General features: G+C 66.8%; 23 protein-coding genes and 1 tRNA gene. 6 read left to right on the forward strand and 18 right to left on the reverse strand.

What is annotated here, in order from left to right:
* Nucleotides 1-209: 209 nt before the first annotated feature.
* The 5 genes from IL252_RS11785 to IL252_RS11805 form a co-directional block, all read right to left on the reverse strand.
* Nucleotides 210-962, reverse strand: coding sequence for a VOC family protein (locus IL252_RS11785; protein WP_208628163.1), 753 nt, complete (start codon nucleotides 960-962; stop codon nucleotides 210-212).
* Between the two features lie 44 nt (nucleotides 963-1,006).
* Nucleotides 1,007-1,441 (reverse strand): TIGR04206 family protein, encoded by a 435-nt coding sequence (locus IL252_RS11790; RefSeq protein ID WP_170093961.1) that lies wholly within the window; start codon nucleotides 1,439-1,441, stop codon nucleotides 1,007-1,009.
* A 3-nt stretch (nucleotides 1,442-1,444) separates the two neighbouring features.
* Complete coding sequence (locus IL252_RS11795) at nucleotides 1,445-2,551, reverse strand: GTP-binding protein (RefSeq protein WP_153553091.1); 1,107 nt, start codon at nucleotides 2,549-2,551, stop codon at nucleotides 1,445-1,447.
* Nucleotides 2,552-2,686: 135 nt separating this feature from the next.
* Nucleotides 2,687-3,979: a chemotaxis protein CheW gene (locus tag IL252_RS11800; RefSeq protein ID WP_208628164.1), complete on the reverse strand. Its 1,293-nt coding sequence runs from the start codon at nucleotides 3,977-3,979 to the stop codon at nucleotides 2,687-2,689.
* Nucleotides 3,976-4,887, reverse strand: coding sequence for a ParA family protein (locus IL252_RS11805; protein ID WP_153553089.1), 912 nt, complete (start codon nucleotides 4,885-4,887; stop codon nucleotides 3,976-3,978). Before IL252_RS11805 ends, IL252_RS11800 begins: the two co-directional genes overlap by 4 nt.
* Before the next feature lie 173 nt (nucleotides 4,888-5,060).
* On the opposite strand from IL252_RS11805, the gene IL252_RS11810 reads away from it, so the two are divergent.
* From IL252_RS11810 to IL252_RS11820, 4 genes are all read left to right on the forward strand, one after another.
* Entirely contained in the window at nucleotides 5,061-5,549 is a 489-nt protein-coding gene (locus tag IL252_RS11810) for a FlaD/FlaE family flagellar protein (RefSeq protein WP_208628165.1), read from the forward strand.
* Nucleotides 5,550-5,658: 109 nt separating this feature from the next.
* Entirely contained in the window at nucleotides 5,659-6,768 is a 1,110-nt protein-coding gene (locus IL252_RS11815; RefSeq protein WP_170093957.1) for a rod shape-determining protein, read from the forward strand.
* A 269-nt stretch (nucleotides 6,769-7,037) separates the two neighbouring features.
* Nucleotides 7,038-7,166, forward strand: coding sequence for a hypothetical protein (locus IL252_RS17745; protein ID WP_279634285.1), 129 nt, complete (start codon nucleotides 7,038-7,040; stop codon nucleotides 7,164-7,166).
* A 131-nt stretch (nucleotides 7,167-7,297) separates the two neighbouring features.
* Nucleotides 7,298-9,415 carry a glycoside hydrolase family 32 protein gene (locus tag IL252_RS11820; RefSeq protein WP_208628166.1) on the forward strand — a complete coding sequence of 706 codons (2,118 nt, stop codon included), beginning with the start codon at nucleotides 7,298-7,300 and terminating at the stop codon, nucleotides 9,413-9,415.
* 97 nt (nucleotides 9,416-9,512) lie between these two features.
* Here IL252_RS11820 and IL252_RS11825 read toward each other — a convergent pair whose 3' ends face one another.
* The 7 genes from IL252_RS11825 to IL252_RS11855 all read right to left on the reverse strand — a co-directional run bounded on the left by IL252_RS11825 (nucleotide 9,513) and on the right by IL252_RS11855 (nucleotide 17,026).
* Nucleotides 9,513-10,817, reverse strand: a complete 1,305-nt coding sequence (locus IL252_RS11825; RefSeq protein ID WP_208628167.1) for a glycoside hydrolase family 68 protein — start codon at nucleotides 10,815-10,817, stop codon at nucleotides 9,513-9,515.
* Nucleotides 10,818-10,871: 54 nt separating this feature from the next.
* Nucleotides 10,872-11,123 (reverse strand): hypothetical protein, encoded by a 252-nt coding sequence (locus IL252_RS11830; protein ID WP_208628168.1) that lies wholly within the window; start codon nucleotides 11,121-11,123, stop codon nucleotides 10,872-10,874.
* 68 nt (nucleotides 11,124-11,191) lie between these two features.
* Complete coding sequence (locus IL252_RS11835) at nucleotides 11,192-12,199, reverse strand: AIR synthase family protein (RefSeq protein WP_153553083.1); 1,008 nt, start codon at nucleotides 12,197-12,199, stop codon at nucleotides 11,192-11,194.
* A 58-nt stretch (nucleotides 12,200-12,257) separates the two neighbouring features.
* On the reverse strand, nucleotides 12,258-13,316 hold the full coding sequence (locus IL252_RS11840) for an ABC transporter ATP-binding protein (RefSeq protein ID WP_208628169.1): 1,059 nt from the start codon (nucleotides 13,314-13,316) through the stop codon (nucleotides 12,258-12,260).
* Nucleotides 13,313-15,010: an iron ABC transporter permease gene (locus IL252_RS11845; RefSeq protein ID WP_208628170.1), complete on the reverse strand. Its 1,698-nt coding sequence runs from the start codon at nucleotides 15,008-15,010 to the stop codon at nucleotides 13,313-13,315. The genes IL252_RS11840 and IL252_RS11845 overlap by 4 nt, the downstream gene beginning before the upstream one ends.
* Before the next feature lies 1 nt (nucleotide 15,011).
* Nucleotides 15,012-16,160, reverse strand: a complete 1,149-nt coding sequence (locus tag IL252_RS11850; protein WP_208628171.1) for a thiamine ABC transporter substrate binding subunit — start codon at nucleotides 16,158-16,160, stop codon at nucleotides 15,012-15,014.
* An 80-nt stretch (nucleotides 16,161-16,240) separates the two neighbouring features.
* Nucleotides 16,241-17,026 (reverse strand): sulfite exporter TauE/SafE family protein, encoded by a 786-nt coding sequence (locus IL252_RS11855; protein WP_208628172.1) that lies wholly within the window; start codon nucleotides 17,024-17,026, stop codon nucleotides 16,241-16,243.
* Between the two features lie 111 nt (nucleotides 17,027-17,137).
* Between IL252_RS11855 and IL252_RS11860 the strand changes: the two genes are divergently transcribed.
* Entirely contained in the window at nucleotides 17,138-17,500 is a 363-nt protein-coding gene (locus IL252_RS11860) for a hypothetical protein (RefSeq protein ID WP_153553079.1), read from the forward strand.
* 36 nt (nucleotides 17,501-17,536) lie between these two features.
* Here IL252_RS11860 and IL252_RS11865 read toward each other — a convergent pair whose 3' ends face one another.
* The 3 genes from IL252_RS11865 to IL252_RS11875 form a co-directional block, all read right to left on the reverse strand.
* Nucleotides 17,537-18,100, reverse strand: coding sequence for a hypothetical protein (locus IL252_RS11865; RefSeq protein ID WP_153553078.1), 564 nt, complete (start codon nucleotides 18,098-18,100; stop codon nucleotides 17,537-17,539).
* A gap of 334 nt (nucleotides 18,101-18,434) precedes the next feature.
* A tRNA-Val gene (locus IL252_RS11870) sits at nucleotides 18,435-18,508 on the reverse strand.
* A 48-nt stretch (nucleotides 18,509-18,556) separates the two neighbouring features.
* Nucleotides 18,557-18,817 (reverse strand): hypothetical protein, encoded by a 261-nt coding sequence (locus IL252_RS11875; protein WP_208628173.1) that lies wholly within the window; start codon nucleotides 18,815-18,817, stop codon nucleotides 18,557-18,559.
* Nucleotides 18,818-18,906: 89 nt separating this feature from the next.
* On the opposite strand from IL252_RS11875, the gene IL252_RS11880 reads away from it, so the two are divergent.
* Nucleotides 18,907-19,854, forward strand: coding sequence for an MBL fold metallo-hydrolase (locus IL252_RS11880; protein WP_208628174.1), 948 nt, complete (start codon nucleotides 18,907-18,909; stop codon nucleotides 19,852-19,854).
* On the opposite strand, the gene IL252_RS11885 is transcribed toward IL252_RS11880, so the two are convergent.
* Genes IL252_RS11885 through nuoL form a run of 3 tightly spaced genes read right to left on the reverse strand, consistent with a single transcriptional unit; the run spans nucleotide 19,851 to nucleotide 24,985 of the window.
* The gene (locus IL252_RS11885; RefSeq protein WP_208628175.1) at nucleotides 19,851-21,341 is read right to left on the reverse strand and encodes an NADH-quinone oxidoreductase subunit N; all 1,491 of its coding nucleotides are present in this window, start codon (nucleotides 21,339-21,341) and stop codon (nucleotides 19,851-19,853) included. The genes IL252_RS11880 and IL252_RS11885 overlap by 4 nt on opposite strands.
* Entirely contained in the window at nucleotides 21,341-22,909 is a 1,569-nt protein-coding gene (locus IL252_RS11890; protein WP_208628176.1) for a NuoM family protein, read from the reverse strand. The genes IL252_RS11885 and IL252_RS11890 overlap by 1 nt, the downstream gene beginning before the upstream one ends.
* Nucleotides 22,910-24,985 (reverse strand): NADH-quinone oxidoreductase subunit L, encoded by a 2,076-nt coding sequence (nuoL, locus tag IL252_RS11895; RefSeq protein WP_208628177.1) that lies wholly within the window; start codon nucleotides 24,983-24,985, stop codon nucleotides 22,910-22,912.

The following is a 24,985-nucleotide window of genomic DNA, read 5'->3' on the forward strand; positions in this document are numbered from 1 at the left end:
CGGGCGATATCGGCGGAATTGTCGTTCGGGCGACGCCGTCAGTGAGTCGGTACCTCTCGGTCAGCGAGGAAGTGTCCGAGTCACCGATTACGGACCACGCGTGCGCTTGCGAGCGTGTGACTGATCCGGCTGTTGCTCGGACGGCACAGTCACCCAGCGGCAACGATCGGGAAGAAGGTCCAGCAGAGGTGTCCGGTTCGTGTCGTCGGCTACGACGTGACGATCTCGACTTCGTGACCGTCGGCGTCCTTCGTGAACGCGTAGTTGTAGTCACAGGACTCGGGATCGCGGTAGTCCTCGGCCTCGCGGGTCAGCAGCGACTCCCAGGTCGCTTCGAGGTCGTCGGCGCGGGCGGCGATGTGGCCCCAGGCGTCGCCCAGCTCGTACGTGCGCCCGTCGTAGTTGTACGTGAGTTCGACGGTCATGGCCTCCTGGGCGGCGTCGGGGTCGGCCATGAAGTAGTTCGCGAAGGTGTCGGCCTCCCAGCGCCCGGCGGGCTCGAAGCCCAGCTTCCGGGCGTACCAGCCGATCGCGGCGTCGGCGTCCTCGACGCGGAGCATCGTGTGATCGAGGCTGTAGCGTGCGCCGTGGTCGCGTTCGACGATCTCGATCTCGTGGCCGTCGGGGTCTTTGACGAAGGCGTAGCCGGGGTTCTCCTCGGGCGGGCGATAGTCGTCGACGCCCTCGTCCATCAGTTCGTGGTAGGCCTCGGTCACGTCCTCGACGCGGACCGCGATGTGGCCCCAGGCGTCGCCCATCTCGTACGTGCGCCCGTCGTGGTTGTACGTGAGTTCGAGCAGGGCACCGTCCTCGTGTACGTCCTCGGGACCGAGGAAGACGTTGGTGAACGTCTCGGCTTCCCAGCGACCCTTCTCCTCGTAACCGAGGTGTGTGGTGTACCAGTCGAGCGATTCGTCGAGGTCTTCGACACGGATCATCGTGTGGTCGAGGGTCAGTCCCATGTGCGAACGAAGACGGTGCGAGCCGAAAAGCCTAGTGCCAGCCATCACTCCGATGACAGCCCGACACCGGCGCGGACCGTCGACCAGTCGAACCACCAGACGACGGCGACACACAGCACCGTCCCCAGCGGGATCGCGAAGCGGCCGGGCTGGCGACCGAACCCGTGTGCGAGCGACAGCTGGGTCAGTCCGGCGAGCAAGAGCAGCCCGTCGGTCACGCGGCGGTCCTCGCGGCCCAGCACACGCCCGGCGAGCGCGCTGGCGACGGCACCGAGATAGAGGACGACACCGATTCCCCACGCCTGCAAGAAGGGCGGGAGCACTGTCGTCTGGCGGAAGTAGTAGGCGTCGATGGTGGTGATCGCGCCGGTGTTGGGGTCGACCAGCGCGAAGGGGAACACGAACGTGACGGTCCCGGCCACGGCTACGGACCACGGGAGAACTGCCAGCAGACAGATCGCGCCGAGGCGTCGATCCATCCGTCACTCCGTGAGGATCCGCAACACGTCTTCGTCTTCGAGTTCGTGGTCCTGGCCGACCTGTTGTTCCTCGTGCATGGCGCTGGGGCCACTCACGCGAGCGAAGCGGAAGCGCTCCTCGAAGTCGCCGCCGAGCTTCTCGCAGGCGTCCTCGACGGTCTGGCCCCGCCGAAGGATCAGCGGCTCGTCCTTGTCGATGCCCCGGCCGGGCTTGTCCATATAGATCCGGATGAGTCCGAGTTCCTCCCAGATCCGCTCACGGAGCGCATCCAGCCCGCGGTCTTCGACGGCGCTGATGAACACGGCGTCGTCGGGATCGACGTCGTAGTCGCGCAGTTGTGCGTCGACGGTCTCCTTGTAGTCGGGTTCGATGAGATCCGCCTTGTTGACGACGACGGCGGAGGGGACGTAGACGCGGTTGTCCATCACGCCGTCGATGAGCCGGTCGATGTCGACCTGCTCGCCGATCGTGACGTTCGCGTTCACGTGGCCGTGCTCGCGGAGGACGCCCTTGATCGTCTCCTCGTCGAGATCGAGGTCGACGCTGGCGTTGATCGAGAGGCCGTCCTTGGCCTTGCGCCGGATCGAGACCCGCGGTGGCTCCCGGTCGACGCGGACCTTGTTCTTGTACAGTTCCTCGCTGAGACGCTGGTACTGGTCGATCTCGAACACCGACAGGACGAACACGATCAGGTCCGCAGTCCGGACGACCGAGAGCACGGCCTGGCCGTCGCCCTTGCCGGCGGCCGCACCCTCGATCAGTCCGGGTACGTCCAGCATCTGAATGTTGGCCCCGCGGTACTGGAGCATCCCGGGGTTCACGTCGAGCGTCGTGAACTCGTAGGAGCCCGTCTCGCTCTCGGCGTTCGTGAGGGCGTTCAACAGCGTCGACTTCCCGACGCTCGGGAAGCCGACGAGCGCGACGGTGGCGTCGCCGTGTTTCTCGACGGCGTAGCCGCCGCCACCGCCCGAGGAGTCTTGCTGTTCGAGCTTCTCCTTTTTCTCCGCGAGCTTGGACTTGAGCCGGCCGATATGAGCCTCTGTGGACTTGTTGTAGGGCGTGCTGGCGATTTCCTCTTCGATCTCGCGGATCTCCTCTTCGAGCCCCATCAACAGTATATCCGCCCTCGGTTCCGAATAAGGCTTTCCTCATACTGTCGTGCGGTGTTCCCAGCCCAGGGGGTCGAGAAGCGAGACGCAGCGTTCCGGCCGGCAGTAGTGTCCCGACAAAACAGAGGACCGCGGCTACCCGTCGTCGGTCTCCTCGGCGGTCGCGAGCTTGATCGCCACCTCGGGTTTCGTCCAGATGACGAACCCGTCGTCGCGGTCGACGACGCCCCGGATGTACTCTTCGTTGACCGGGGGCTCGTTGATCTCGGACTCCACGACGGGAGCGACCTGCCGGACCTCGTCGACGATCCAGCCGATCGCGCCCTGGTCGTCGAACGCTTCGGGATCGAAGACGATCATCAGGGATTCCTGGCCCTCGGCGTCGATGTCGAGCAGCGCCTTCGGATCGAGGATCGTCGTGATCTGGCCCCGCAGGTCGACCACGCCCTCGATGTACTCGTCGGTGTTGGGCACGCGCGTGATCGTATCGAGTTTGACGATCTCCTCGACCAGCGAGATGTCGATGCAGTAGTGCTCGTCGCCGAGCGTAAACTCCAGGACGCGCGTCGACTCCTCGGTCGTCGTGCTCTCCGACTCGACCGCCGACGGGGCGGTGTCCGTGCTCGCGGCGTCCTCGATCGACTCGTCGGCCTCCGCCAGCGCAGCGTCGATCTGTTCCTGGTCGGGGAGTTCGACGCCGCTGGCCTCCTGGACCGCGGCGGCAGTCTCTGCCGGCGTCGGTTCGCTCCCACCTGTCTGAGACGACTGGGCCTCTGTCCCGCCACCCGAGACACTGGCCGCCGCCTGTGCGGCCCGCTGTGCGATTGCCTCGGGGTCGGGTGACCCCTCGTCGGTCGTGTTCGATTCCTCCGGGTCGCTCGCCGAAGTGCCCTCGTTCATACTGTCGTCGCTCGTCTGTGTACCGTCCGTCCCCTCTGAGGCCCCGTCCGTTCGTGTTGGTTGCTGGACCGCCTCGTTCTGTGGGGTAGCGTGCGTTCGTTCGTTCGATTCGTCCGTCTCGACGGCCGTGTCGCTACTGTCCGTCGGTCGATCGTCGGCTTCCGTCTCCGACGGTGACGCCTCGCCGGTCGCTGCTGGGTCGTCGCCGGCTTCCGTCGCTGCGTCGTCTGCCTCGGTGGCCGACTCCTCGTCTGTCTCCGTGTCGCCGACTGCCTCGGACGCAGTGTCAGACTGCTCTGCGGTCGCTTCCGTCGCCTCTGTCTCGTCGTCTGCGTCCGCCACTTCCGGCTGCTCGTCGTCCGTTGGCGCTTCTGACTCCTCGTCTGCTTCCGGTGCTGGCTCTTCGTCGGTCGCTGCATCGTCTGTGTCTACCTCCTCGGAATCGTCGGCGTCGTCGCCAGAGCGCTGGCCCTCTCGCATCCGGCGGATCCGTTTGGCGCGGTCCATGCGCTCGTCGTCGTCGCTCATGCCGGCACCTCCTCGTCCAGCAGGCCGAACTGTCTGTCCAGTTCCGTCGCAACGTCGAGAAAGACCGATTCCATGTCCACGGATTCCTCGTACTGGAAGATAGAACTGCCGGCTGTGAAGGCCCGCTGGAGCGCGACGCGCTTGCGGACCTCCCAGATCGGGAACTCCTCGAACACCTCGCCGAGCCACGACAGCATCGTCTCGTCCTCGTTGGTCTTCTCGACCCGGTTGGCGACCACGCCGAGCGTGTTGACCGTGATCCCGGTCTGGCCCTCCAGCGCGGCCATCTGGTCGATCAGGAGTTCGATGGCTCGTTCCGAGGAGGCCTCGGTCAGCGCCGGGACGAGGATGTTCTGGGACGCGTAGATACCGGTGTCTGTGAGTTTCCCGTAGAAGGGCGGCGAGTCGATGACGACGTAGTCGTAGTCGTCTTCGACCACGGCGAGTGCCTCGTCGAGTACGTCGAGTGCGTGCGCGCCCGAAACGGAGTCGGGCGTGACGTTCAACGAGAGGTCACTCAGCGTCTTGGGGTCGATGTCGATCGAGTCGTCGTGTTGGACCCGCGCCACGAGGTCGGCGATTGTCAGTTCGTGTTCGACCTGGAGCATGTCGATGTTGCTCGGGACCACGTCCATCTCGTCGTGGTCCACGATCAGATCCGCGATCGACGAGCGCTGGTCGGCGCTCGTCAGCACGTCGAACAGCGTCGGTGGCTGGGCGTCGTAGCTCTCGACCAACCCCAGCGCCTCCGTGGCGTTGCCCTGCGGGTCGAGGTCGACGAACAGCACGTCACGGCCGCGTTCGTTGAGCGCGCCGGCCACGTTGACGGCGACCGTCGTCTTCCCGGTGCCGCCTTTGGCGTTCGTCACACACAGGCGCGCTACAGTGGACCCAGATTGGCGACTCATCGTCGAAGTACCAGGACTTCGTCGCTAGCCGAATATAAAAATACGCTCCCGATTATCAACGGCTGGACTGGGAGCCAGCGAGGCCCCGCGAGAGAACGAGTCGTTCAGCGTGTCAGACGGTCGTCTGACTGTGTGCAAGATTTAACACGTTGCAGGGGAAACAGGGCAGTATCATGACCATCAATCCGCGCGACTACGATCTCGACGAGTTACGGAAGATGGCAAAGCAACAGCGGCCGGGCAACGGGATGGGCGACGAGGAGACGCTCGATCCGGCCGAGCTGGGAATGGCGATGGACGAGGGCGGCGAGGCTCCCGCGGGCGATTCGTTCCGTGCCGGCCTCTACCGGGAGCTGCTGCCCTTCCTCGGCACGGACGGTACGGAGAAGCCGTATCTGGCGGCGTTGCCCGAGAACTACGCGGCCGAGTTCGTCGTCTTCGAGTGGCTGGAGTTCCTCCTGATGCACTCGGGGTACCAGGGAGCCGAGGAGGCACTCGACTACTACGAGGACATCGACTGGATCACCGACGACGTCCAGTCGTCGCTGTCGGACTACCTCCGTGGCATCGACGAGTCGGGGACCAACGACGGTGCCAGCCTCGAGGTGGACGATCACATGCTGAGTCTCGTCTACGTCGCGAAGCTCCACTCGATGGCGTAGACCGGTCGCGCGGACGGATGGTCGAGCGGCGCGCTTGCTGGCAGTTCGATTATCAGCTCTGTTAGTTCGGTCGGGGGATATATATCGGACGCGGCAAAACCACTGGCACATGAGTGACGACGCGGCAGACGACGCCTCGACGGGCGACCAGTCGGAGTCAGTCGACGAGGAATCACCGGCCGGCGACGCCGAGGCGGCAGTGCCCATCGGCGTGAAGCTCGGCAGTACCCGAACCGTCATCTCCGTCCCCGGAGCCCGTGGTGCCGAGGACGAGATCATCAGGACCCTGACCTGTCTCGCGACCTACGAGGACGCGCTGACCGGCGAGGAGAAGGTCCTCTACGGCGAGGAAGCGGCCGCAGAGTACCCCGACCGCGTCCAGTTCATGCTCCGGTCGGGACTGCCAGAAGACGAGGACCGGGCCGAGCTGACCGAGACGTTCTTCCAGGCGTTGATCGACCAGAACGACCTCCCCGAGTACAGCGCCGTGGTCTACGCGATTCCGACGATCGACAACCCACGGGGCCTGGAGAACCTCAGCTCTGTCATCGAGGGCAGTTCGATCGGCAAGCGCCTCGTCGAGAGCTACCCCGAGTCCCTCTGTGGTGCGATCCCGGCCTTCGGCGACGATCTGGAAGCCATCGACGAGATCTTCCTGGCGGTCAACATGGGCTCGACGAACCTCGAAGCGTCGGCCTACCGACGCGGTGAACAGCTCGCGCCGTTCACGACCGGAGCCGTGACCGGCAACGAGGTCGACCGCATGATCGCGAACTACGTCGAGGAAGAGACCCAGGGGCGGGTCAACATCGACACCCAGACCGCCCGCGAGTACAAAGAGGAACACGCCGACTTCGTCGATTTCGAGCCCTTCACGGACATCATCCAACAGCCCGGCGGGGGCTCTCACGAGTTCACGATCGAACGCTCCGTGATGGACGCCGTCGACGAGTACCTGGACGACGCGGTGGAGGAAGTCGCCAACACGTTCCTCCCGGAGCTGGCCAACGACTACATGAAAGTGTACCAGCTGGCCCTGGACCGGCCGGTCGTCCTCACGGGCGGGATGGCCTGTATCCCGGGGATCGTCGAGGAGTTCGAGCGCCGGCTCAGCGAGGAACTGAACCGCGAGATCGAGGCCATCGCCGCCGACCAGCCCGACATCGCCCCGACGATCGGTGCCCAGCGGATCGCAGAGCGCCTCGGCGAGAACGCCTAGGAGCCGCCCGCCAGCGTGTCGAACCACCGGACGATCGACGGAGAATCCGCCGGTCTCGACAGTGACAGCGTCTCGAACGCCGTCGGATCGATGCGAACTATCGGCGACTCTGTTTGACAGTCAGTGTCACGACGGTCGAACATTCGACTCGTTGTTAGGGAGAACTGCACCTAAAGCTCAGTCAGACGGTCGTCATTCGGAGAGCAGACGCCACTCGACGACGCCGCCACGGAAGCTTTAACTCACCGCAGAATCTATCATGAACTATAATGGACTGTCCGGCGTGTGGCGTCAGAATGAGCTACAACGACGAGACGACGAAGCTGACGGAGTTCGTCTGCCCGCGGTGTCACGAGACGATCATCGAGTACAAGTCTCGGGCGCGGGTGGCTCCGTAGCCCGGTCCGACCGTCGGCTGTCCGTCTGAGACCGGTCTCGTCACTTCGGGACTGACAGCCGGCACATCGGGGAGACGGGACGGTGCCACGGAGAGCGGGAGGTTTTTGATTGTGCTTGTCTTTGTTTGCTTATGACTGATACGGCAGTGCGTGTCGCGTCGCTCCACGACGGCGGGCGGTCCGTGGAGCAGATCGCGGCCGACGAGTGGGCCGCGAGGGCGGGATTGGACCTGACGCCCGTCGCCGTGAGCGACCTCGTCGACGGCGACCGCTCGCTGGCGGCGTTCGACACCTGCTGGTGGCACGCCGACGAGCCCCCGGAACTGGGATCGACTGCCGACCTCGGCGGCGTCCTCCGAGCGTTCGTCCGCTCGGGCGGCGGGCTCGTCCTCTCGCTGGCAGCGCTGACCGCGGTGAGCGATCTCGGGATCGATCCCGTCGCTCCCGACGCGGTCGGGCCGGATCCAGACGGCGGCCCGACTGGTCCGCTGATCAAGGCGGCCTACGACGACCACCCTCTGTTCGAGCCACTGGCCACGCGCCGGCCGCTCACCAGAGGCGGCACCGACGCGACGCTGGCGCGCTACGATTCGATCCTCCCGGAACGTGGCGAGGTGCTGGCAAGCACTGTCAGCGCCGACCACGACGTGCCCGACCTCGTGACCGTCGTGGGCTGGTCGCTGGGTGATGGCTCCGTCGTCGGCCTCGGCGACGGCCTCGTCTTCGCGGCCGAAGACGGCGACCACGACCAGCGCGACAGGCTCGCCCGTGCGGTCCTGACGAACGCCGCCGACAGCGCGATCCCCGAACGACCACGGACGGGCGAGGAGATCGCCGCCCTGCGCGATCGCTTCGAGGACGACCCACACCGCCCGCAGTTTCACCTCTCGACGCCCGCCAACTGGCTCAACGACCCCAACGGCGTCGTCCAGTGGAACGGTCGCTACCACGTCTTCTACCAGTACAATCCCGGCGGCCCGTACCACGACACGATCCACTGGGGCCACGCGGTCAGCGACGATCTCCTCCACTGGGAGGACGAACCCGTGGCGCTCACTCCGTCACCAGACGGTCCCGACCGCGACGGCTGCTGGTCGGGCTGTGCGGTCGACGACGACGGCACGGCGACGCTCGTGTACACTGGTGGGCGCGGCCGCGACCAGTTGCCCTGTCTCGCGACGACGGACGACCCCTCCCTGCGGCGCTGGGAGAAAGCGACGGACAATCCGATCATCGAAGCGCCCCCGACCGAACCGGACCTGCTCTCGACCGAGGAGTGGAACGGGGAGTTCCGCGATCACTGCGTCTGGCAGGACGGCGGGACCTGGTACCAGCTGATCGGGGCCGGACTGGCCGACGGCGGCGGCGTCGTCTTGCTGTACGAGTCCCCGGACCTCCGTGAGTGGGAGTACTGTGGCCCGATCCTCTCGGGGGACCGCGACACGCCCCAGGAGACCGTCTGGGAGTGCCCGGAGCTACTCGACCTCGGGGAGAAGCAGCTGTTGCACGTCTCGAACTACGAGGACGTGATCTACTTCCTCGGCCAGTTCGACGGCACGACCTTCGAGCCGGAGCGGCGCGGGACGCTGGATCACGGCGACTACTACGCCCCGCAGTCGCTGCGGGCCGACGACGGCCGCCTGCTCACCTGGGGGTGGGTCCCCGAGGCGCGCGACGTGAGCGCCCAGTGGGACGCCGGCTGGTCGGGGACGATGTCGCTCCCGCGGGAGCTGTCCCTCGGCGACGACGGCCGCCTCCGACAGCGACCGGCCCGAGAACTGACGCGGCTCCGTGGCGACCGCGAGTCCCGCGAGAGCGTCACGCTCGACGACGGCGAGTCGATCCGACTGGACACCGACGGACGCGCGTTCGAACTCGCCACCCGCCTCTCGCTGGTCGACGCCGACGCCGTCGAGGTGACGCTGCTCGGGACGACGGCAGAGAACGAGCGCACGACGCTGCGATACACGAGAGACGACGTGCTCGAAGTCGATCGGAGTCGCGCCAGTACCGACCCGCGCGCGACGAGCGACAGTCAGCACGTGTCCGTCACACCGTACGACGAGCCCCTGGACCTGCGCGTGTTCGTCGACGGATCGGTCGTCGAACTGTTCGCCAACGAGCGCCACTGCCTGACGAGCCGCGTCTATCCGACCGGCGACGACGCGACCGGCGTCGACCTCGCAGCCGTCGGCGGCCGCGCCCGACTGCCGACAGTCGACGCCTGGGATCTGGCGTCGATCTGGTAGCGCATCGGTTATCCATGCTCCGGCGTCGATCGGGACTGACTCAGAGAGGGATTTGCACGTAGCGTTTTACCTTCCACACCCACGCGCAGATCACCCTCTAGCGGCGGTACGATCCGCCGTCGCCGCTCTCGCCCGCGAAGTACTCGCGGTCCGTCGGCGGCAGGTCCTCGTCGGGCAGCGGGATCTGCCAGTGATCGAGCGTCCCGAGGATCTCCGTGTGGGTCCCCTCGACCCGGAGGCGAAGCGTCGGCGCGAGCGTCCCGCCGAAGCGTCGCATCTGCTCGGACTCGGGCAGGTCTGCGACCCGATCCATCGAGTCGGCGTCGAAGTCGTAGTAGTTGAAGAAGCTCTGGACGAGCACTTCCTCGCGGTGGGGAACGGCCATCCACGAGTACGCCTGGAAGGGAGCGTTCGCGGGGTTGGTCACGACGAGTCCGGAGTCGTTGAGCGGGACGTAGTCGCCACGCAGCGAGTCGGCGACGAAGCCATACAGCGCGTCGTAGCCGTCGAGTCCCGGTGCGAAGGTGTGGTCGTGACTGGAGACGAAGAGGTAGTAGCGGCCGTCCCGCCGGACGACGTGGGGACGTTCGAGTTCCTGATTGACACAGACCGAATCGAGGAGCGGGTCACACAGCTCCCAGGAGAGCGGGTCGCCCGTCGGCGAGCGGGCGAGGCCGACGCTGCCGTTGAACTCCTGGTGGGCGGCGTCGCCGCCGCAGGCGTCGCTGCCCTCGGGCACCGGCGTGTTGGCCTCGAACAGGAGGTGCGTCTCGCCGGTCGCGGGGTCCTCGAAGAACCACGGATCTCGGAAGGTGTAGGTCATCCCGCGAGACTGGGCCTGGCGCTCGTAGCGGTCGCCGTCCGGGCGGAGCAGTTCGTGGTGGGTCCAGGGTCCCTCGATGGCAAAGTCGCCGTCGGTCCGGGGCGTTCCCCCGGACGCGCCGACGATGCGCTGGGTGTAGGTGAGTTCGTCGGCCCCGCGCTCCCCGGCCGCGGTGTAGAAGAGGTAGATGTCGCCGTCGTCGAACAGCGCCGATCCCGCCCAGGTGCGCTGGCCCAGCGGCTCCTCGAAGACGACGCCGCCGGGCTGCCACGTCCGGCCGTCGGCCGAGTAGAAGTACCGGACCGTCGCCACGTCGTGGCGCTTGCCCGGCAACAGGTCGGCCGGCGCAGTCAGCGAGAACGCGACCCGGTAGCCGTCGACGGTGGCGACCGTGCCGTCGCGCTCGCGCAACAGCCAGGTGTCCCAGACGTGAACGTCGGGTGCCTGATCGGTCGCGGGCGGGTAGAAGATCGGTGCCGTCGTGTCGTCGGTTCGCTCGATACGACTCGCCTGTTCGCGCGACCAGCCCGAGCGCGCGCCGTGGCCCGGAACGGCGGTCCCAGCACTGTCCTTGCTCATACTGCACGTGTGGCCGACTGGCTGAAAAGAGTTACTACAGCCGTTGTATCTGATTCAGTCGACGTGTTCCTCGCTGGTCTCCGAGGGGTCGACGCCGTCGGGTCCGGTCAGCTCCAGTGGCCTGATCCAGATCGACCACATCGCGATCGCACCGAGCCCGTAGCCGATCGCCCAGACGGCGCTTCCGAGGGTGTCCAGTCCGATCCCGGAGAGCGCGTAGTTCGCCAGTCCGGGAACGATCACGACCGTCGCGAACGCGAGGCCGAAGGCGATCTTGTTCCGATGACCGCTCGTGTCCGCTACCATACCCACACAAGGGGCCCCGCGAGTAAATGCGTGCCGAACTCGTCGGCGAGGTCGTACTGCCGGCAGTGTCAGGCCCCGCTCAGTCGGTCGAACGCGTCCCACGAGGGATCGCCGTCGGGCGGGTGGACGCGCTCCCCGTCCCGGACGACCCCCTCACCGGCGACGACTTCGCCGACGGTCGCCGCCGGCGTCCCGCGGTCACGCAACGCCTCGACCACGTCGTCTGTGGCCTCCGGCTCGACGGTCAGCAGCAGCGTGCCCGCGCTCGTCACCAGCCACGGATCCACGTCGAGGGCGTCACACACCCGCTCGACGCCGGGCTGGACCGGCATCCGATCGCTGTCGACGGTAAAGCGGACGCCCGCTCCGGTCGCCATCTCGGTCAGCCCCCCGACGACGCCCCCCTCGGTAGCGTCGTGCATCGCCGTGACACCACCGGCGGCGAAGGCCGTCCGCGCGTCGGCCACGGCCGCGATGTCGTCGACGCGCTCCTGTGCGATCGCGACGGTTTCGGCGTCGACGCCCAGCCGCTCGGGAAACAGCGTCGAGAGCAGGCCCGTCACCTCGGCCGCCGGACCGGTCGTCACGACGAGCTGGTCGCCGGGCGTCGCACCGTCGGGCCGGACGACGTCGTCGTGGTCGCCGACGCCAAGCACCGTCGCACCCCCGACCCACGAGCTGTCGATGCCGGGGTAGCGCGCGGTGTGGCCCGAGACGATGCTCACGCCCAGGCGCTCGGCGTGGTCGCTGATCGCCCGCCACACCGTCGCGAGGTCGTCGTCGCTCCAGGACGGCGGGAGCGTGAGACTCATCGCCAGGTGGGTCGGTGGGACACCGGAGACGGCCACGTCGGTCAGGACGATCTCCAGGGCGAAGCGGCCGGCGCGTTCGAGCCCGAGTTCCGGCAGCAGCGAGACCGGATCGGTCGCGATCACGACCGCCTGCCCCCCCACGTCGAGGACCCCGAAGTCGACGCCGTGGCGCGGCCCGACGGTCACGTCGGCCCGCGACGCGCCGAGGTTCGGATAGATCGTCTCGTCGAAGAACGAGGCGTCGATCTTGCCCAGATCTGTCATGGAGCGGCGTTGGTGGCGGGGAGGTAAAGGGCCAGCCATCCGGGCGTCGCTCCTGTCGTCAGAGGACGCGCACGTCCGCCGGGTCGACGCGGAGCGCCACGTCGCCCGCGGGCGGTTCGTCGGCGTCGGTCTTGACGACGAGCGTCCGGCCCTGCCACTCGCAGTGGACTCGGTAGGCGTCACCGAGGAACTCCACCGTCTCGACCGTCGCCCGCAGGGACACCGCCCGCTCCGTGGACGGCGTGTCCGCACTGTCCCGGCCGACGGCGATCGCTTGGGGCCGAACGGCGACGACGACGGACTCGCCGCGGTCGCAGTCACTGCCAGCCGGGAGCGCGATGGCAGCGTCGCCGACAGTTGCCCGCGTCCCGTCCGGCGTGACGACGCCGTCGAAGACGTTGTTGTCGCCGACGAACTCCGCGACGAACCGCGTCGCCGGCTCGCGGTACACCGTCTCCGGCGTCGCGACCTGCTCGACGCGGCCCTCGCGCAGCACCGCCACGCGGTCGCTGATCGCCAGCGCCTCGGCCTGGTCGTGGGTGACGTAGACGGTGGTGATCCCCAGCTCCGACTGGATCCGTTTGAGCTGGACGCGCAGGCGCTGGCGCAGCTGTGCGTCCAGCGCCGAGAGGGGTTCGTCCAGCAAGAGCACCGCCGGCTCGGGTGCGAGCGCACGCGCCAGCGCGACCCGCTGTTGCTGGCCACCGGACAGCTGGTCGGGGTCGCGGTCGGCGAGGTCGGCGACCTCGACGAGTTCCAGCAGTTCCGTCACGCGCTCGTCGTCGTCGCGCGCGGGACTGTCGCGAAACTGGAGCCCGTAGGCGACGTTCTCGCGGACGCTCATGTGGGGAAAGAGCGCGTAGTTCTGGAAGACGATCCCCGTCTCGCGGTCCTCGGGCGGCTCGCCGGTCACGTCCCGGCCGCCGATCGAGACGATCCCGCGATCGGGCGACTCCAGGCCCGCAATCGAGCGCAGCGTCGTCGTCTTCCCACAGCCCGAGGGGCCGACGAGAGTGAAGAACTCGCCGTCGGCGACCGACAGCGACACGTCGTCCAGCGCGGTCACGTCGTCGTAGCCGACAGTCAGTCCCTCGATTTCGACGCCCGGTGTCGTCATCGTTCCCACCGCCCGCCCACGCGATCGGTCACCACGAAGCTGACGGTCGTCACCGCGAGCAACACCGTCCCCATCGCCGTCGCCGGTCCGAGGTTCGGCCCCAGCGAGCGGTTCCCGGTGTATCGTTCCAGCGCCACCGGCATCGTCGCGCTGTCGACGCCCTCGGCGAGCAACACCGTCGTGTCGAACTCGCCGATGCTGATGGCGACGGCGAAGGCCGCCCCGGCCACGAGCGCGGCGGCGATCAGCGGCAGTTCCACGTCGAGGAGGGCCGTCGTCCGGCTCGCACCCAGCGAGCGGGCGGCGTCGACGAGTCGGTCGTCGATGGCACTCAGTGCCGGCGTCACCGTCCGGGTGACGAAGGGGTAGCCCGCGACCGCGTGGGCGGCGACGATCGCGACCGGGCCGGTGACCGTCAGCCGGTGGCCGAACAGCTCCGTCCCGAACACGAGCGTCCGGAGCATCCCCAGACCGAGGACGATCCCGCTGACCGCGAGCGGTGCCGTCAGCAGCGCCTCGGCGATCCGCGAGCCGCGCGTCTCGCGGGCGGCGACCACCGAGACGACGACGCCCATCGGGAGCGCGAGCACGAGCGCGCCGGCCGCAAAGAGCAGCGAGTTCGTGATCGCCGGCACGGGCTGGACCGTCCCGGTCGCGGCCGAGGCCTGCTGGGCCAGCAGGAAGGCGTAGTAGTCGGTCGTGAACTGTCCCTCGGGCGTCGTGACGCTCTCGACGACCAGACTCGCCAGCGGCCCGACGAACAGGACCAGAACGACGCCGCCGTACGACAGGAGCGCGAGCCGGCGCGGATCGACCAGCGACCGCCAACCGGCCAACAGCGGCTCTCGATCGATCGAACGAGATCCCCCGCCGGCACCGAGTTGCATCGCCTCGAACCGGAGGTAGACGTAGATCAGTCCCAGCGACAGCGCCGTCTCGATAGCGCCGAGCGTCGCCGCCTCGGTCAGCGCGAGGTTCTGAACGCGGGCGAACAGCCACACCTCGACGGTCGCGAATTCGAGCCCGCCAAGCGCCAGCACGATCGGGAACGACATGAACGTAAAGAGGAAAGTAAGCACCGCGGCGGTCAGCAGCGCCGGGAGCAACTGCGGGACGACCACGTCGCGAAACGCCACGAGCGGTGACGCACCCAGCGTCCGGGCGGTCTCGACACGTCGCGCGTCGACCGACTCCCAGGCGGCCGTCACCAGTCGCGTCACCAGCGGCGCGTTGTAGAAGGCGTGGGCCAGCACGATGATCTCCAGCGTGAAGGTGAGTTCGACCGGGCCGAGCCCGACGACGGCGAGCAGGTCGTTGAACAGCCCGGTGCGGCCGAACATCGCCAGAAAACCCACCGCGACCATGATCGACGGCAGGACGAAGGGGAGAATCGTCACCGAGCGCAGGAAGCGCCGGCCGGGAAACTCGAAGCGAGCCAGCAGGTACGCGCCCGGCAGTCCGACGAGGACGCTGGCGACCGTCGACAGCAGCGCCTGGTACGCCGTAAAGCCGAACAGATCCGCGTAGAACGGGTCGCCGAAGACCGCCCCCAGCGGTTCAAGCGAGAGCACCCCGCCGACACGGACCGCGCCGACGAGGACGCTCCCGACGGGGTAGTAGAACACGACCAGCAGCGTCGCCAGTGTCGCGATGACCCCCACCGGCAGCGCGAGTCTGTCGACCCGGGCGTCCATCCTAGTTGCTCGCGATCTGTCGGGCCCACTCGTCGATCCAGCCGCTCACGTTGCCCGACAGCTCGTCGTAGGTGAAGGTGACCGGCTCGGGGGGCTCCAGCGCGTACTCGCCGAAGTCGCCGCCGGGGTCGACGCCCTCGACGGCCGGGAACTGGACGTTTCGCGTGGCGATCTCGCGCTGGGCCGGCGCTGTCAGTGCGAAGGAGGCGAACGCCTGGGCCAGTTCGGCGTCGTCGCTGTCGGCGAACTGGGCCATCCCCTCGGGGTTGGCGTAGCCCTGATCGTTCAGGAAACCGACCTGGTGGCGCGACATGTCGACGCCCTCGCCGTGGTAGAACACCTGGTCGGTCGAGTACGAGACGACCATCGGGGCCTCCTCGTCCGAGTACGCGTTGTACGCCGGCTCCCAGTCCGAGAGGATCGTGACGCCGTTGTCGACCAGCCCCTCCCAGTAGTCGAGATAGCCGTCGGGGTCCTTGTTGTAGATCGTCCACAGCAGGAACGCGCGACCGGGGTCGGACTGCTGGGCGTTCTGGGCGATCAGCGCGTCCTCGTAGGCGGGTTCGAGCAGGGCGTCGAAGGTGCCCGGCGCGTCGACCTCGCCCTCGTCGTAGACGAGGCTGATGTACCCGGTGTCGTAGGGGACGACGCGACCGTCGGGATCGAACTGCAGTTCCGACTTGACCGTGTCCGCGCCGTCGATGCGGTCACTGGCGGTCGCGAACAGCGTCTCGTCGAGTTGCTCGTCGGCCCGGACGAGTTCCCCCGTGTTGAGCCCGACGAACAGGTCGGCGTCGATCGGCGCGCCCTCGGACTTGCGCTGGATGTACTGGTTGAGCCCGTTCTCGGGCGTCTCGAACTCGACGGTCACCTCCGGGTGCTCGGACTCGAACTCGGATTTGAGCCAGTTGCCGGCCGCGCCGTCGCCGACGAACGACGAGTAGGTCGCGACCGACAGCGTCCCGCTCAGTTCTTCGACGGTCCCGGTCGTCGTTCCCGCCTCGGTCGCGCTCTCCGTGGCCTCGGTGTCGGTCGCGCTCTCGGTACTCGCCGACTCGGTCCCGTCGCCGCCGTCGCCGGTACAGCCCGACAGCGCAGTCAGGCCTGCGAGGCCGGCTCCGGTTCGCGTGAGGAAGTTCCGTCGTCTCATTTCCCAGTTGTTACACCGAGGAATACTTGAACCGCACGCTCTCGCCGGCAAGGGGTGAGAGAGTCGACAGGACTGCGCGATCAGGCGAGTCCGAGCCCGCCGAGCACGAGCCGGACGCCGACGACGGCCAGCAGCCCGAGGACGAAGCGACGGCGGGCCTGCTCTGGAATCCGCACTCGAAGCCGCTGGCCGACGGCGACGCCTGCAACCGCTGGCACTGCGGCCGCGACGGAGAGGGCCACCGTCGTGAGGTCGGGATACAGTCCGAGCGCCCCGGCAGCGCCGACCCGCACCGCGTTCAGACCCAGGAAGATCATCGCGGCGACGCCGACAAACAGCTCGTGTGAGAGGTCGCGACTCCGCAGATAGGCGATCAGCTGGACGCCGACGTTGGTCCCGCCAAAGAGGACGCCGGAGACGCCGCCGATGGCGACCATCGCCAGTGGCGTCTCGACGAAACAGCCCGCTTTCAGCCGGTCGAACCACGGAATCGGCACCGCTCGCTGTGCCGTCGCGACGAAGCCGAGCGTCACCACACCGAGCCCGACTCTGAGAGGGGCCGCGGGGAGTCGGTCGACCGCGGCCAGCCCGACGACGGTGCCGATCAGGGCCGCGGCCAGCAGCGGACCGAACCGGCGACCACAGCTGCGTACGTCCTCGACCGATAGTTCCCGAACGAGCGAGGCGTTGGCCGCCAGAATCGGCACGATCATGAACACGACCGCCGTCGTCGGTTCGACCACGGTCGCCAGTGCCATCGTCCCGACGAGTGCGAATCCGAAGCCGGCAAGGCCGTTGACCGCTCCGGCGATCAGGACGACGCCGACGAACACCGCGACCGTCGTGGGTGTCAGTGCGAGCGACACGGTCGTCAGTTCGCGACAGAGGGCCAAGACAGTGGGGGCGGATCTCGCGAGCGACACACGACCTCGCCGGAAAGCGGCACGTCTTTTGAGCCCCACCGTCCGAGTAGGGGTATGGAGCGGTACGACACCCGCATCGACGACGACACGCTGTTCGTCGAGGTCGGCGACGACGATCTCGAAATCGGACGCCTCGACGACATCTGCGACCTCGTCGGCGGTGAGACGTACACGATCGAGTACAGCGAGAAGGCACAGGCCGCCGCATGGCTCACGACCGACGACGACGGGACGTTCACCTTCGACGTGCGCGAGACGCTCGCGGACATGGACTACAACGAGACGATCGTCGAGAAACTCGCCAGCAAGCCCGTCGACGCGACCAACACCGACGGCTACCCCGTCCGAACGGCCACCTTCGCTCAGCTGATGATGGAGATCTGGGACTCGAAGGGCACGGTCGACCTCAGCGAGTGACACACTGAGCGGCCGGGATCGTCGATCACCAGCCACTCAGTACCGCGAGAAGTTCGTGTCCGGGTAGACTCGACCGTCGGCGATGTCGACCACGTCCAGCGTCGCCAGTCGACTCAGCCGATCGGCAGCGTCCTCCCGATCGATCCCCAGTTGTTCGGCCCGGTCGAGGACGGCGGTCCGGGACGGCACCGACTCGATGAGTCCGTCGGCGTCGGTCTCGGTCGCCTCGGCGACGATCGCTTTCAGCACCGCCCCGTGTTCGCGCTTCGACGGCGTCCGGTCCGAGCCCGTCCACTCGATGCTCAGCGATCCGTCGTCGTTGACGTGCGAGACGACGAACCCGGCCGGCAAAGCGTCGGTCAGGGCCGCGACCAGCGCCGCGCGGTCGAGTCGCGCCGTGAACCGGTAGTTGTGGCCGTCTCGCGAGCGGTCGACGGCCTCGATGGAGACACCCGCCTCGTCGACCGCCTCGGCGATCGTGTCGGCGAGTCGGTCGCCCACCTCGTCGCCGACGGCGTCGCGTTCGCTGGCACGCTCCCTGGCCTCGCTGGCGAGTTGCTCGTAGCGGGCCATCCGTTCGTGCAGTGGATCGTCGCCCATACGACTCCCCCGACCGCCAGCGGATTACGTGTTGGGGACCGCCGAGTGGACCGTCGAAAAGCGAGTCGGCAGATCTATTCACTCCACACGTCCGTTCGTCGCAGAAATGGGTTGGGGCGGATTCGAACCGCGCCGAGACTCGCGATGCTCGTCTCGTCTGCTTCCAATCCGTGTCACCAATTTTGACGACACGGACCGCTCGCTTCGCTCGCTGGTTTGTGTCGTCAAAAATGGGTTGGGACGGATTCGAACCGAAGCGAGACTCACTGCGTTCGTCTCGCAGGGTCCGAATCCGCGAGGTGCATTCACTCCTCACGTCCGTTCGTCGCAGAAATGGGTTGGGGCGGATTCGAACCGCCGACTTCCTCCGTGTGAAGGAGGTATCATAACCGACTAGATCACCAACCCGGACAGTGCAGGCTATTCGAGGGGTAGACTTAAGAATTGTCTTCCGGATCAGCGCTCGTTCCCACGTCGGGCCGTGACGCGGTCGCGCACGGTCCCGATCACGTCGGTGGCCCTCTCGACGACCGCGGTTCGCACCGCGCGCGGGTCGAGCGACACCTCGTCGAGACGACCGGCCGGAGGGTCGGGCTCTCGGCCGATCAGTTCGCGGACTCTCGTCACGGCCGGTTCGAGTTCTGCGGCGAACCCTCGCTTGGCTGTCGTGGCGGCGCGCGTGAGGTAGTACCGTGTGTCTTCGAAGTGCCGATTCATATCTGACCTTTGGGTGAGGACGAATAAATCGTTTGTGGCGCGACTGGAGTTGAGAGAACTGTTTTCCAGCGTGAGCAACTACGGGTGGTATGTTTCGCCGTGTGTCACTCCCGACGCCGTTTCAGGTCGGCCCAGTCAACAGCTACCTCGCCGGTCGGACGATCGTCGATCCCGGCCCCGACAGCGAGGAAGCGTGGTCGGAGCTGCTGACGGCGCTGGAGGCGCGGTCGCTCGCGCCCGACGATATCGAGCAGGTGTTGATCACGCACCCTCACCCGGACCACTTCGGGCTAGCCCACCGCTTTGGCGAACGGGGTGCTCGAATCGTCGCCAGCGACGCCGCGACGCCGATCCTCGAAGACTTCGCGGGACGACTCGATCACGAGCAGTCGTACTTCGTGGACTTCTTCGAGCGCTGTGGCATGGCGGCCGAGACGGCCGAGACCGTCACACAGCTGCCCGAGGCGTTCCTCAACTACGCGTCCAGCGTCACGGTCGATCGGTCGGTCGCTGCCGGCGACGAGATCACCGTCGACGACAGCCTCGTCACGGTCGACGATCTCGTCGGCCACTCTGTCGGCGAGGTCCTCTTCGCGTTCGAGGCCGACAGCGAACGCCGAGCGATCGTCGGCGACAACGTCCTCGCCGACATCACACCGAACCCCTTCCTCCAGCCGCCGGCCGACGACGACGAGCCGCGGCCGCGGGTGCTGCCGCAATACAACGACTCGCTCGATCGGCTCGCGACGGCGGGGTACGATCGGTTCCTCCCGGGCCACAGAAGAGACATCGAGGAGCCAAGCGCGCGCATCGAGGCCATCAGAGCCGAACACGAGGACCGCACCGACGACGTCGAGGCGCTCCTGGACAGTCCCACGACGCCGGTCAACGTGATGGAGGAATTGTTCGGTGATCTCCCCGTGACCGAGCAGTTCTCGGGCATGAGCGAGGCTGTCGGCCACCTGGACGTGCTGGAAGAACGAGGTCGCGTCGAGCGAGCGGAGAGCGGCGGCGTCCTGCTCTACGAGCGCGCTTAGAGCAGGCTCGCAGCGGTTTCTGCGGTCTGAGACACCGCGTTGAAGCCCGGCAGGAGCAGGACCGTCACGAGCGCAGCCACGAGCACTGCGGTGTACAGCCCGATCGGGTACCGCTCGATCTCCAGGCTGCTGGCGGGCTCTTCGATCCACATGGCCTTGACGACCCGCGTGTAGTAGTAGAGGCTCAGCGCGCTGTTGATGATCAGCGCCGCACCGAGGAACCACGTCCCCGAGCGGACGGTCGCCATCAGCAGATTGAACTTCGAGAAGAAGCCACCGCCGATGGGCAGGCCAGCGAGGCTAAACAGGAACACCGTCATGGCCGCACAGGCCAGTGGCGCCTGGGTCGCGAGCCCGTTGTAGTCCTCGAAGGTGCGTCCGATGTCCCAGTACTCGGCCAGCGCGATGAACAGGAACGCGCCCGTGTTCATGAAGCCGTAGACCAGTAGGTGCATCATCCCCGACCCGAGCACGTAGGCGTCGGTACTCCCGCCGGTCAGTGCGGCCAGTCCGATCAGCACGTAGCCGGCGTGGCCGACGCTGGAGTAGGCCAGCATCCGCTTGACGTTCTCCTGGGTCGCGGCCGCGAAGTTCCCGACGAACATCGTCACGACGGCCAAGACCTGGAAGACCAGCACCCAGTCGATGGCAGCGAGGACCGCATCGCCCATGAGCGCGGTGACGAACACGCGGAACGCGAGCACGAAGCCCGCGGCCTTGGAAGCCGAAGAGAGGAACGCCGAGATCGGAGCCGGCGCGCCCTCGTAGGCTTCCGGTGCCCAGAAGTGGAAGGGGACGCTCGCGGTCTTGAACGCGACGCCGCCGACGATCATCAGGACGCCGATGCCGAGGATGCCCGCGGGCACGCCGTCGGTCAGTGCCGCTGCCACGGCGTCGAACTGGAGCGAGCCGGTCGCACCGTACACCAGCGAGATGCCGTACAGGAACACACCCGAGGAGAGCGCACCGACGAGGAAGTACTTCAGTGCGGCCTCGACGCTTCCCTTGTTCGTCTTGAGGATCGCCACGAGCGCGTACGACGGCAGGGAAGCCAGTTCGAGGGCGACGAACGCGACTGCGAGGCCGTTGGCGCTGCCCAGCAGGCTCATCCCCGTCGCGGCCATGACCGTCAGGGAGTAGTACTTGGCCTGACGGGCCTTGTCCGCCATGTAGTCGTAGCTGGCGACGACCACCAGCGTGAGGACGCTGGCGACCAGGAACGAGAAGAACAGCGCCATCTGGTCGACGACGAGCTGGTCGTCGAACAGGGAGATCAACGCGCCGTTCTCGGCCGGCAGGCCCGTGCCGGCGACGATGAACCAGACGCTCGTCGCCGCGGCGGCGAGTGATCCGAGCCCCGCGACGCCGGCCAGCAGTTCGTTGTTCGAGGAGTCCGGATCGATGCTATCGACGAGCAGGAGGACGATCGCCGTCAGACCGAGCAGGAGCGTCGGGCTGAGGGCCGTCCACGTTGGAAGTTGTACCATTAGACACCACCTCCGATGTCGAGGATCGGATTAACCGCTTCCTGGATCATCCCGTAGGAGAGGTCGGGAGCGACCCCGAGCAGGATGACCAGCAAGAGCAGGACTGCCAGCGGTGCCACGTCGTGGAACGCCGCACCGTCGAGCTCGTAGTCCGTTTCGAGCTCGTAGCCACCGAAGAGGGTCCGCTGCATCGCCCACAGGAGGTAGCCGGCGACGATGACGATGCCGAACATCGCGATGGAGGTCAGCACCGGCGCGAGCGTCCCCAGCGTGTCGGTCGCACCGAACGAGCCGAGGAAGATGAACACCTCGGCGGCGAACCCGCTCATCAGGGGCAGCCCCATGTAACCGAAAGCTGCCGAGACGAAGATGCCGACCGTCCACGGCATCCGGTCTGCGAGGCCAGACATGTCTCCGACCATGCGCGTGTGCGTCTCGTTGTAGATGACGCCGACGGCCATGAACATCAGGCCGGAGATCAGGCCGTGAGAGATCATCTGGAAGGTCGCCCCGCCCATGCCGTGTGGCGTGAACGCGACGAGGCCGAGGATGACGTAGCCCATCGACGAGATCGAGGAGTACGCGACGATGCGCTTGAGGTCACGCTGTGCGAGTGCGAGCAACGCACCGTAGATGACGCTGAACACGCCGATCACCGCGATCGCGACCGGCATGATCGCGAGGACCGATCCCGTCGCCACGTCCGACAGCATCGTGAAGTTGAACCGCAACAGCGCGTAGGTCCCCATCTTCAGGAGGACGCCGGCCAGCATCACCGACACCGGCGTCGGTGCCTCGACGTGAGCGTCGGGCAGCCACGTGTGCAGCGGGAAGACGGGTACCTTCACCGCGAAGCCGACGAACATCAGCACGAACGCCAGCAGCTTCAGGTCCGCGACGCCGATACCGGCCAGCGATCCCATCTCACCGGCGACGAGGGCCTGCGTGATCTCGGGCAGGCCGAGCGTCGCGATGGAGTCGCCAAGCGAGAACACCAGCGCGAAGAAGCCCACGAACATGACCAGCGAGGCCACGTTCGTGTAGACGAAGAACTTGATCGCGGCGTACTTCCGGCGCGGGCCGCCCCAGATCCCGATCAGCAGGTACATCGGGATGAGGACGCCCTCCCAGAAGACGAACCAGAAGAAGAAATCGAGCGCCGAGAAGACGCCGATGAGGCTGACCTCCATCAGGAGCATCAGTCCGTAGAACTGCGACTGGCGCTCGTCGATCGGCGTCCACGAGCTCACGAGTGCGAGCGTCGTCAGGATGCCGGTCAGGGCCAGCAGCGGCATGCTCACGCCGTCCAGTCCGACGGAGTACTGGATCGTGTAGCCGCCCAGCTCGATCCAGTCGATCGTCTGTCTGAAAGCGACCGTGTCGGGCGAGAGCAAGGCGTTCCCGACGCCCTGGTACTCGGTGAGGTAGACGTAGTACATCCACACCGAGCCCACGAGCGGGATCGTGCTCACTGCGGTCGCGAACTTCGCGGCGTAGCGGTCGTCGACCAGGAAGGTCGCGATGGCACCCAGCAGCGTGACGGCCAGCAGTGCGGCGACGGCGACCATCTAGAACCACCCCCCTGTGAGGCCGAAGACGACCAGTAACACGACCAGTGCGATCGTGATGAACAGCGCGTAGTTGGTGACGACGCCAGTCTGGAGGCGGCGAACGCGGCTGCCGGAGAACAGACTGACGCTGCTAATTCCGTTGACGACGCCGTCGATCACGCCCTGATCGAACTTGTCTGCGGCCCGTGAGAGGGGGTAGGTGAACCCCGTCGCGAGCCAGACCTGATACTCGTCCTGGTAGTAGTTGTGCATGAGCAGCGTCTTGATCGAGCCGAGTTTGTCCGTGTGTTCGACCGGTTCGGGCACCTTGTACAGCGAGCGTGCGGCGAGGACGCCAGCGACCGCGAGACCGAGAGAGAGGAGCGCGGAGGCGATCAGCGTCCCCGTCGCCCCGAGTGGCTCACCGACGAGGACGTGTGCCGGCCCGTCGTGGAGAACCGCCTCGTAGTGGTGGTAGCCGGTTAGCAGTGCCTCCCAGCCGGACCCTTCCCCACCGAGTAGCCACTTGTGGAGGAAGTCGACCTCGAGGCCGGTGAGCTTCTTGACCGGGGCGAGGTTGACGAAGCCGATCGTCGTCGCGAGAATGCCCAGGACCGTCAGCGGTCCCTTGACGTTCCAGCGAACGCCGTGGGGCTTCTTGGCCGTCTCGGTCCGGGGCTCACCGTGGAAGGTCAGGTAGACCATCCGGAAGGTGTAGAAGCCGGTGAAGAAGACGGCGAGCAGTCCCATCGCGTACGCGACGAGGAAGACGGTACCGAGACCGCCCTCGGTCCCGAACCCGTGGATCAGGGCCTCGTACAGTACCTCGTCTTTCGACCAGAAGCCGGCGAAGGGAACGATGCCAGCCAGCGCGAGCGAGCCCGCGAGGAACGTGTAGTAGGTGACGGGCATCTTGTCCTTGAGTCCGCCCATCTCCCACATGTTCTCCTCGTGATGCATCGCGATGATCACCGCACCGGCACCGAGGAACAGGAGCGCCTTGAACACCGCGTGGGTGGTCAGGTGGAAGACGGCGGCGATGTAGCCACCCGACCCCAGCGCGAGCATCATGTAGCCGTACTGTGAGATCGTGGAGTAGGCGAGCACCTGCTTGAGTTCCTGCTTGACGACGCCCATCGTCGCCGCGAACAGGGCCGTGAAGCCGCCGACGAGCGCGATCACCGCGAGCGTCGTCGGCGTCAGCGCGTAGAAGCCGTACATCCGCGCGACGAGGTAGACACCGGCCGCGACCATCGTCGCCGCGTGGATCAGCGCCGAGACCGGCGTCGGACCTTCCATCGCGTCGGGCAGCCACGTGTGCAGCGGGAACTGCGCGGACTTGCCCATCACGCCGCCGAGCACGAGCAGTCCGAGGATCGTGAACCACGTCTGGGGCTCGAAGCCGAAGGTGTTCAGCCCCTCGGTCGCGCCGTCCATGATCGCGTGTTCTGCGACGACCGGGAACGAACCCTCGCCAGCGAACAGACCGGGCGTCTGGGTCGCTCCAGCGAAGGTGACGAAGATGCCGACGACGCCGATCAGGAAGAAGTAGTCACCGAAACGAGTGACCAGGAACGCCTTCTTGGCGGCGCTTGGCGGGCCTGCTTCCCGGAAGTTGAAGCCGATCAGGAGGTACGAACAGAGGCCGACCAGCTCGAAGAACATGAACGCCATCAGGATGTTGTCGGCGTAGACGAACCCGAGCATGCTCGCGGTGAACAGCCCGAGCCCGGCGTAGTAGCGTGGGAGGCCCGTCTCGCCCTCGTCGTTCATGTAGCCAAGCGAGAAGACGTGGACGAGCAGGGCGATAAAGGAGACGATCAACAGCATCAGCGCCGTCAGCGGATCGATGAGGATCCCGAGGTGGAGTTCGAACGTCTCCAGCCCCGCCGTGAAGGTGTACAGCGCCTCGTTGTACGTCTGGCCCCCGGCGACGGTCAGCGCGACCCACGCCGACAGCACTAGCGAACCGGCCGTGGCTGCGATCCCGGCCAGAGCCCCCTTCTTCGGGAGGTACTGCCCGCCGAACAGCGCGACGAGGAACGATACGAACGGAAGCAACGCGATCGCGGGTGCGTAGTCGAATGCAGTCAT

Source organism: Halomicrobium sp. IBSBa, assembly GCF_017612575.1.
Lineage (GTDB): Archaea > Halobacteriota > Halobacteria > Halobacteriales > Haloarculaceae > Halomicrobium.

Coding starts and splice junctions, on each gene's coding strand:
- IL252_RS11805 (WP_153553089.1), bottom strand. CDS start 4,887: ATGAGTCGCCAATCTGGGTCCACTGTAGCGCGCCTGTGTGTGACGAAC.
- IL252_RS11885 (WP_208628175.1), bottom strand. CDS start 21,341: ATGGTACAACTTCCAACGTGGACGGCCCTCAGCCCGACGCTCCTGCTC.
- IL252_RS11830 (WP_208628168.1), bottom strand. CDS start 11,123: ATGGTAGCGGACACGAGCGGTCATCGGAACAAGATCGCCTTCGGCCTC.
- IL252_RS11810 (WP_208628165.1), top strand. CDS start 5,061: ATGACCATCAATCCGCGCGACTACGATCTCGACGAGTTACGGAAGATG.
- IL252_RS11820 (WP_208628166.1), top strand. CDS start 7,298: ATGACTGATACGGCAGTGCGTGTCGCGTCGCTCCACGACGGCGGGCGG.
- IL252_RS11865 (WP_153553078.1), bottom strand. CDS start 18,100: ATGGGCGACGATCCACTGCACGAACGGATGGCCCGCTACGAGCAACTC.
- IL252_RS11785 (WP_208628163.1), bottom strand. CDS start 962: ATGGGACTGACCCTCGACCACACGATGATCCGTGTCGAAGACCTCGAC.
- IL252_RS11845 (WP_208628170.1), bottom strand. CDS start 15,010: ATGGACGCCCGGGTCGACAGACTCGCGCTGCCGGTGGGGGTCATCGCG.
- IL252_RS11790 (WP_170093961.1), bottom strand. CDS start 1,441: ATGGATCGACGCCTCGGCGCGATCTGTCTGCTGGCAGTTCTCCCGTGG.
- IL252_RS11825 (WP_208628167.1), bottom strand. CDS start 10,817: ATGAGCAAGGACAGTGCTGGGACCGCCGTTCCGGGCCACGGCGCGCGC.
- IL252_RS11880 (WP_208628174.1), top strand. CDS start 18,907: ATGTTTCGCCGTGTGTCACTCCCGACGCCGTTTCAGGTCGGCCCAGTC.
- IL252_RS11800 (WP_208628164.1), bottom strand. CDS start 3,979: ATGAGCGACGACGACGAGCGCATGGACCGCGCCAAACGGATCCGCCGG.
- IL252_RS11850 (WP_208628171.1), bottom strand. CDS start 16,160: ATGAGACGACGGAACTTCCTCACGCGAACCGGAGCCGGCCTCGCAGGC.
- IL252_RS11835 (WP_153553083.1), bottom strand. CDS start 12,199: ATGACAGATCTGGGCAAGATCGACGCCTCGTTCTTCGACGAGACGATC.
- IL252_RS11795 (WP_153553091.1), bottom strand. CDS start 2,551: ATGGGGCTCGAAGAGGAGATCCGCGAGATCGAAGAGGAAATCGCCAGC.
- IL252_RS11840 (WP_208628169.1), bottom strand. CDS start 13,316: ATGACGACACCGGGCGTCGAAATCGAGGGACTGACTGTCGGCTACGAC.
- IL252_RS11815 (WP_170093957.1), top strand. CDS start 5,659: ATGAGTGACGACGCGGCAGACGACGCCTCGACGGGCGACCAGTCGGAG.
- IL252_RS11890 (WP_208628176.1), bottom strand. CDS start 22,909: ATGGTCGCCGTCGCCGCACTGCTGGCCGTCACGCTGCTGGGTGCCATC.
- IL252_RS11860 (WP_153553079.1), top strand. CDS start 17,138: ATGGAGCGGTACGACACCCGCATCGACGACGACACGCTGTTCGTCGAG.
- IL252_RS11875 (WP_208628173.1), bottom strand. CDS start 18,817: ATGAATCGGCACTTCGAAGACACACGGTACTACCTCACGCGCGCCGCC.
- IL252_RS17745 (WP_279634285.1), top strand. CDS start 7,038: ATGGACTGTCCGGCGTGTGGCGTCAGAATGAGCTACAACGACGAGACG.
- nuoL (WP_208628177.1), bottom strand. CDS start 24,985: ATGACTGCATTCGACTACGCACCCGCGATCGCGTTGCTTCCGTTCGTA.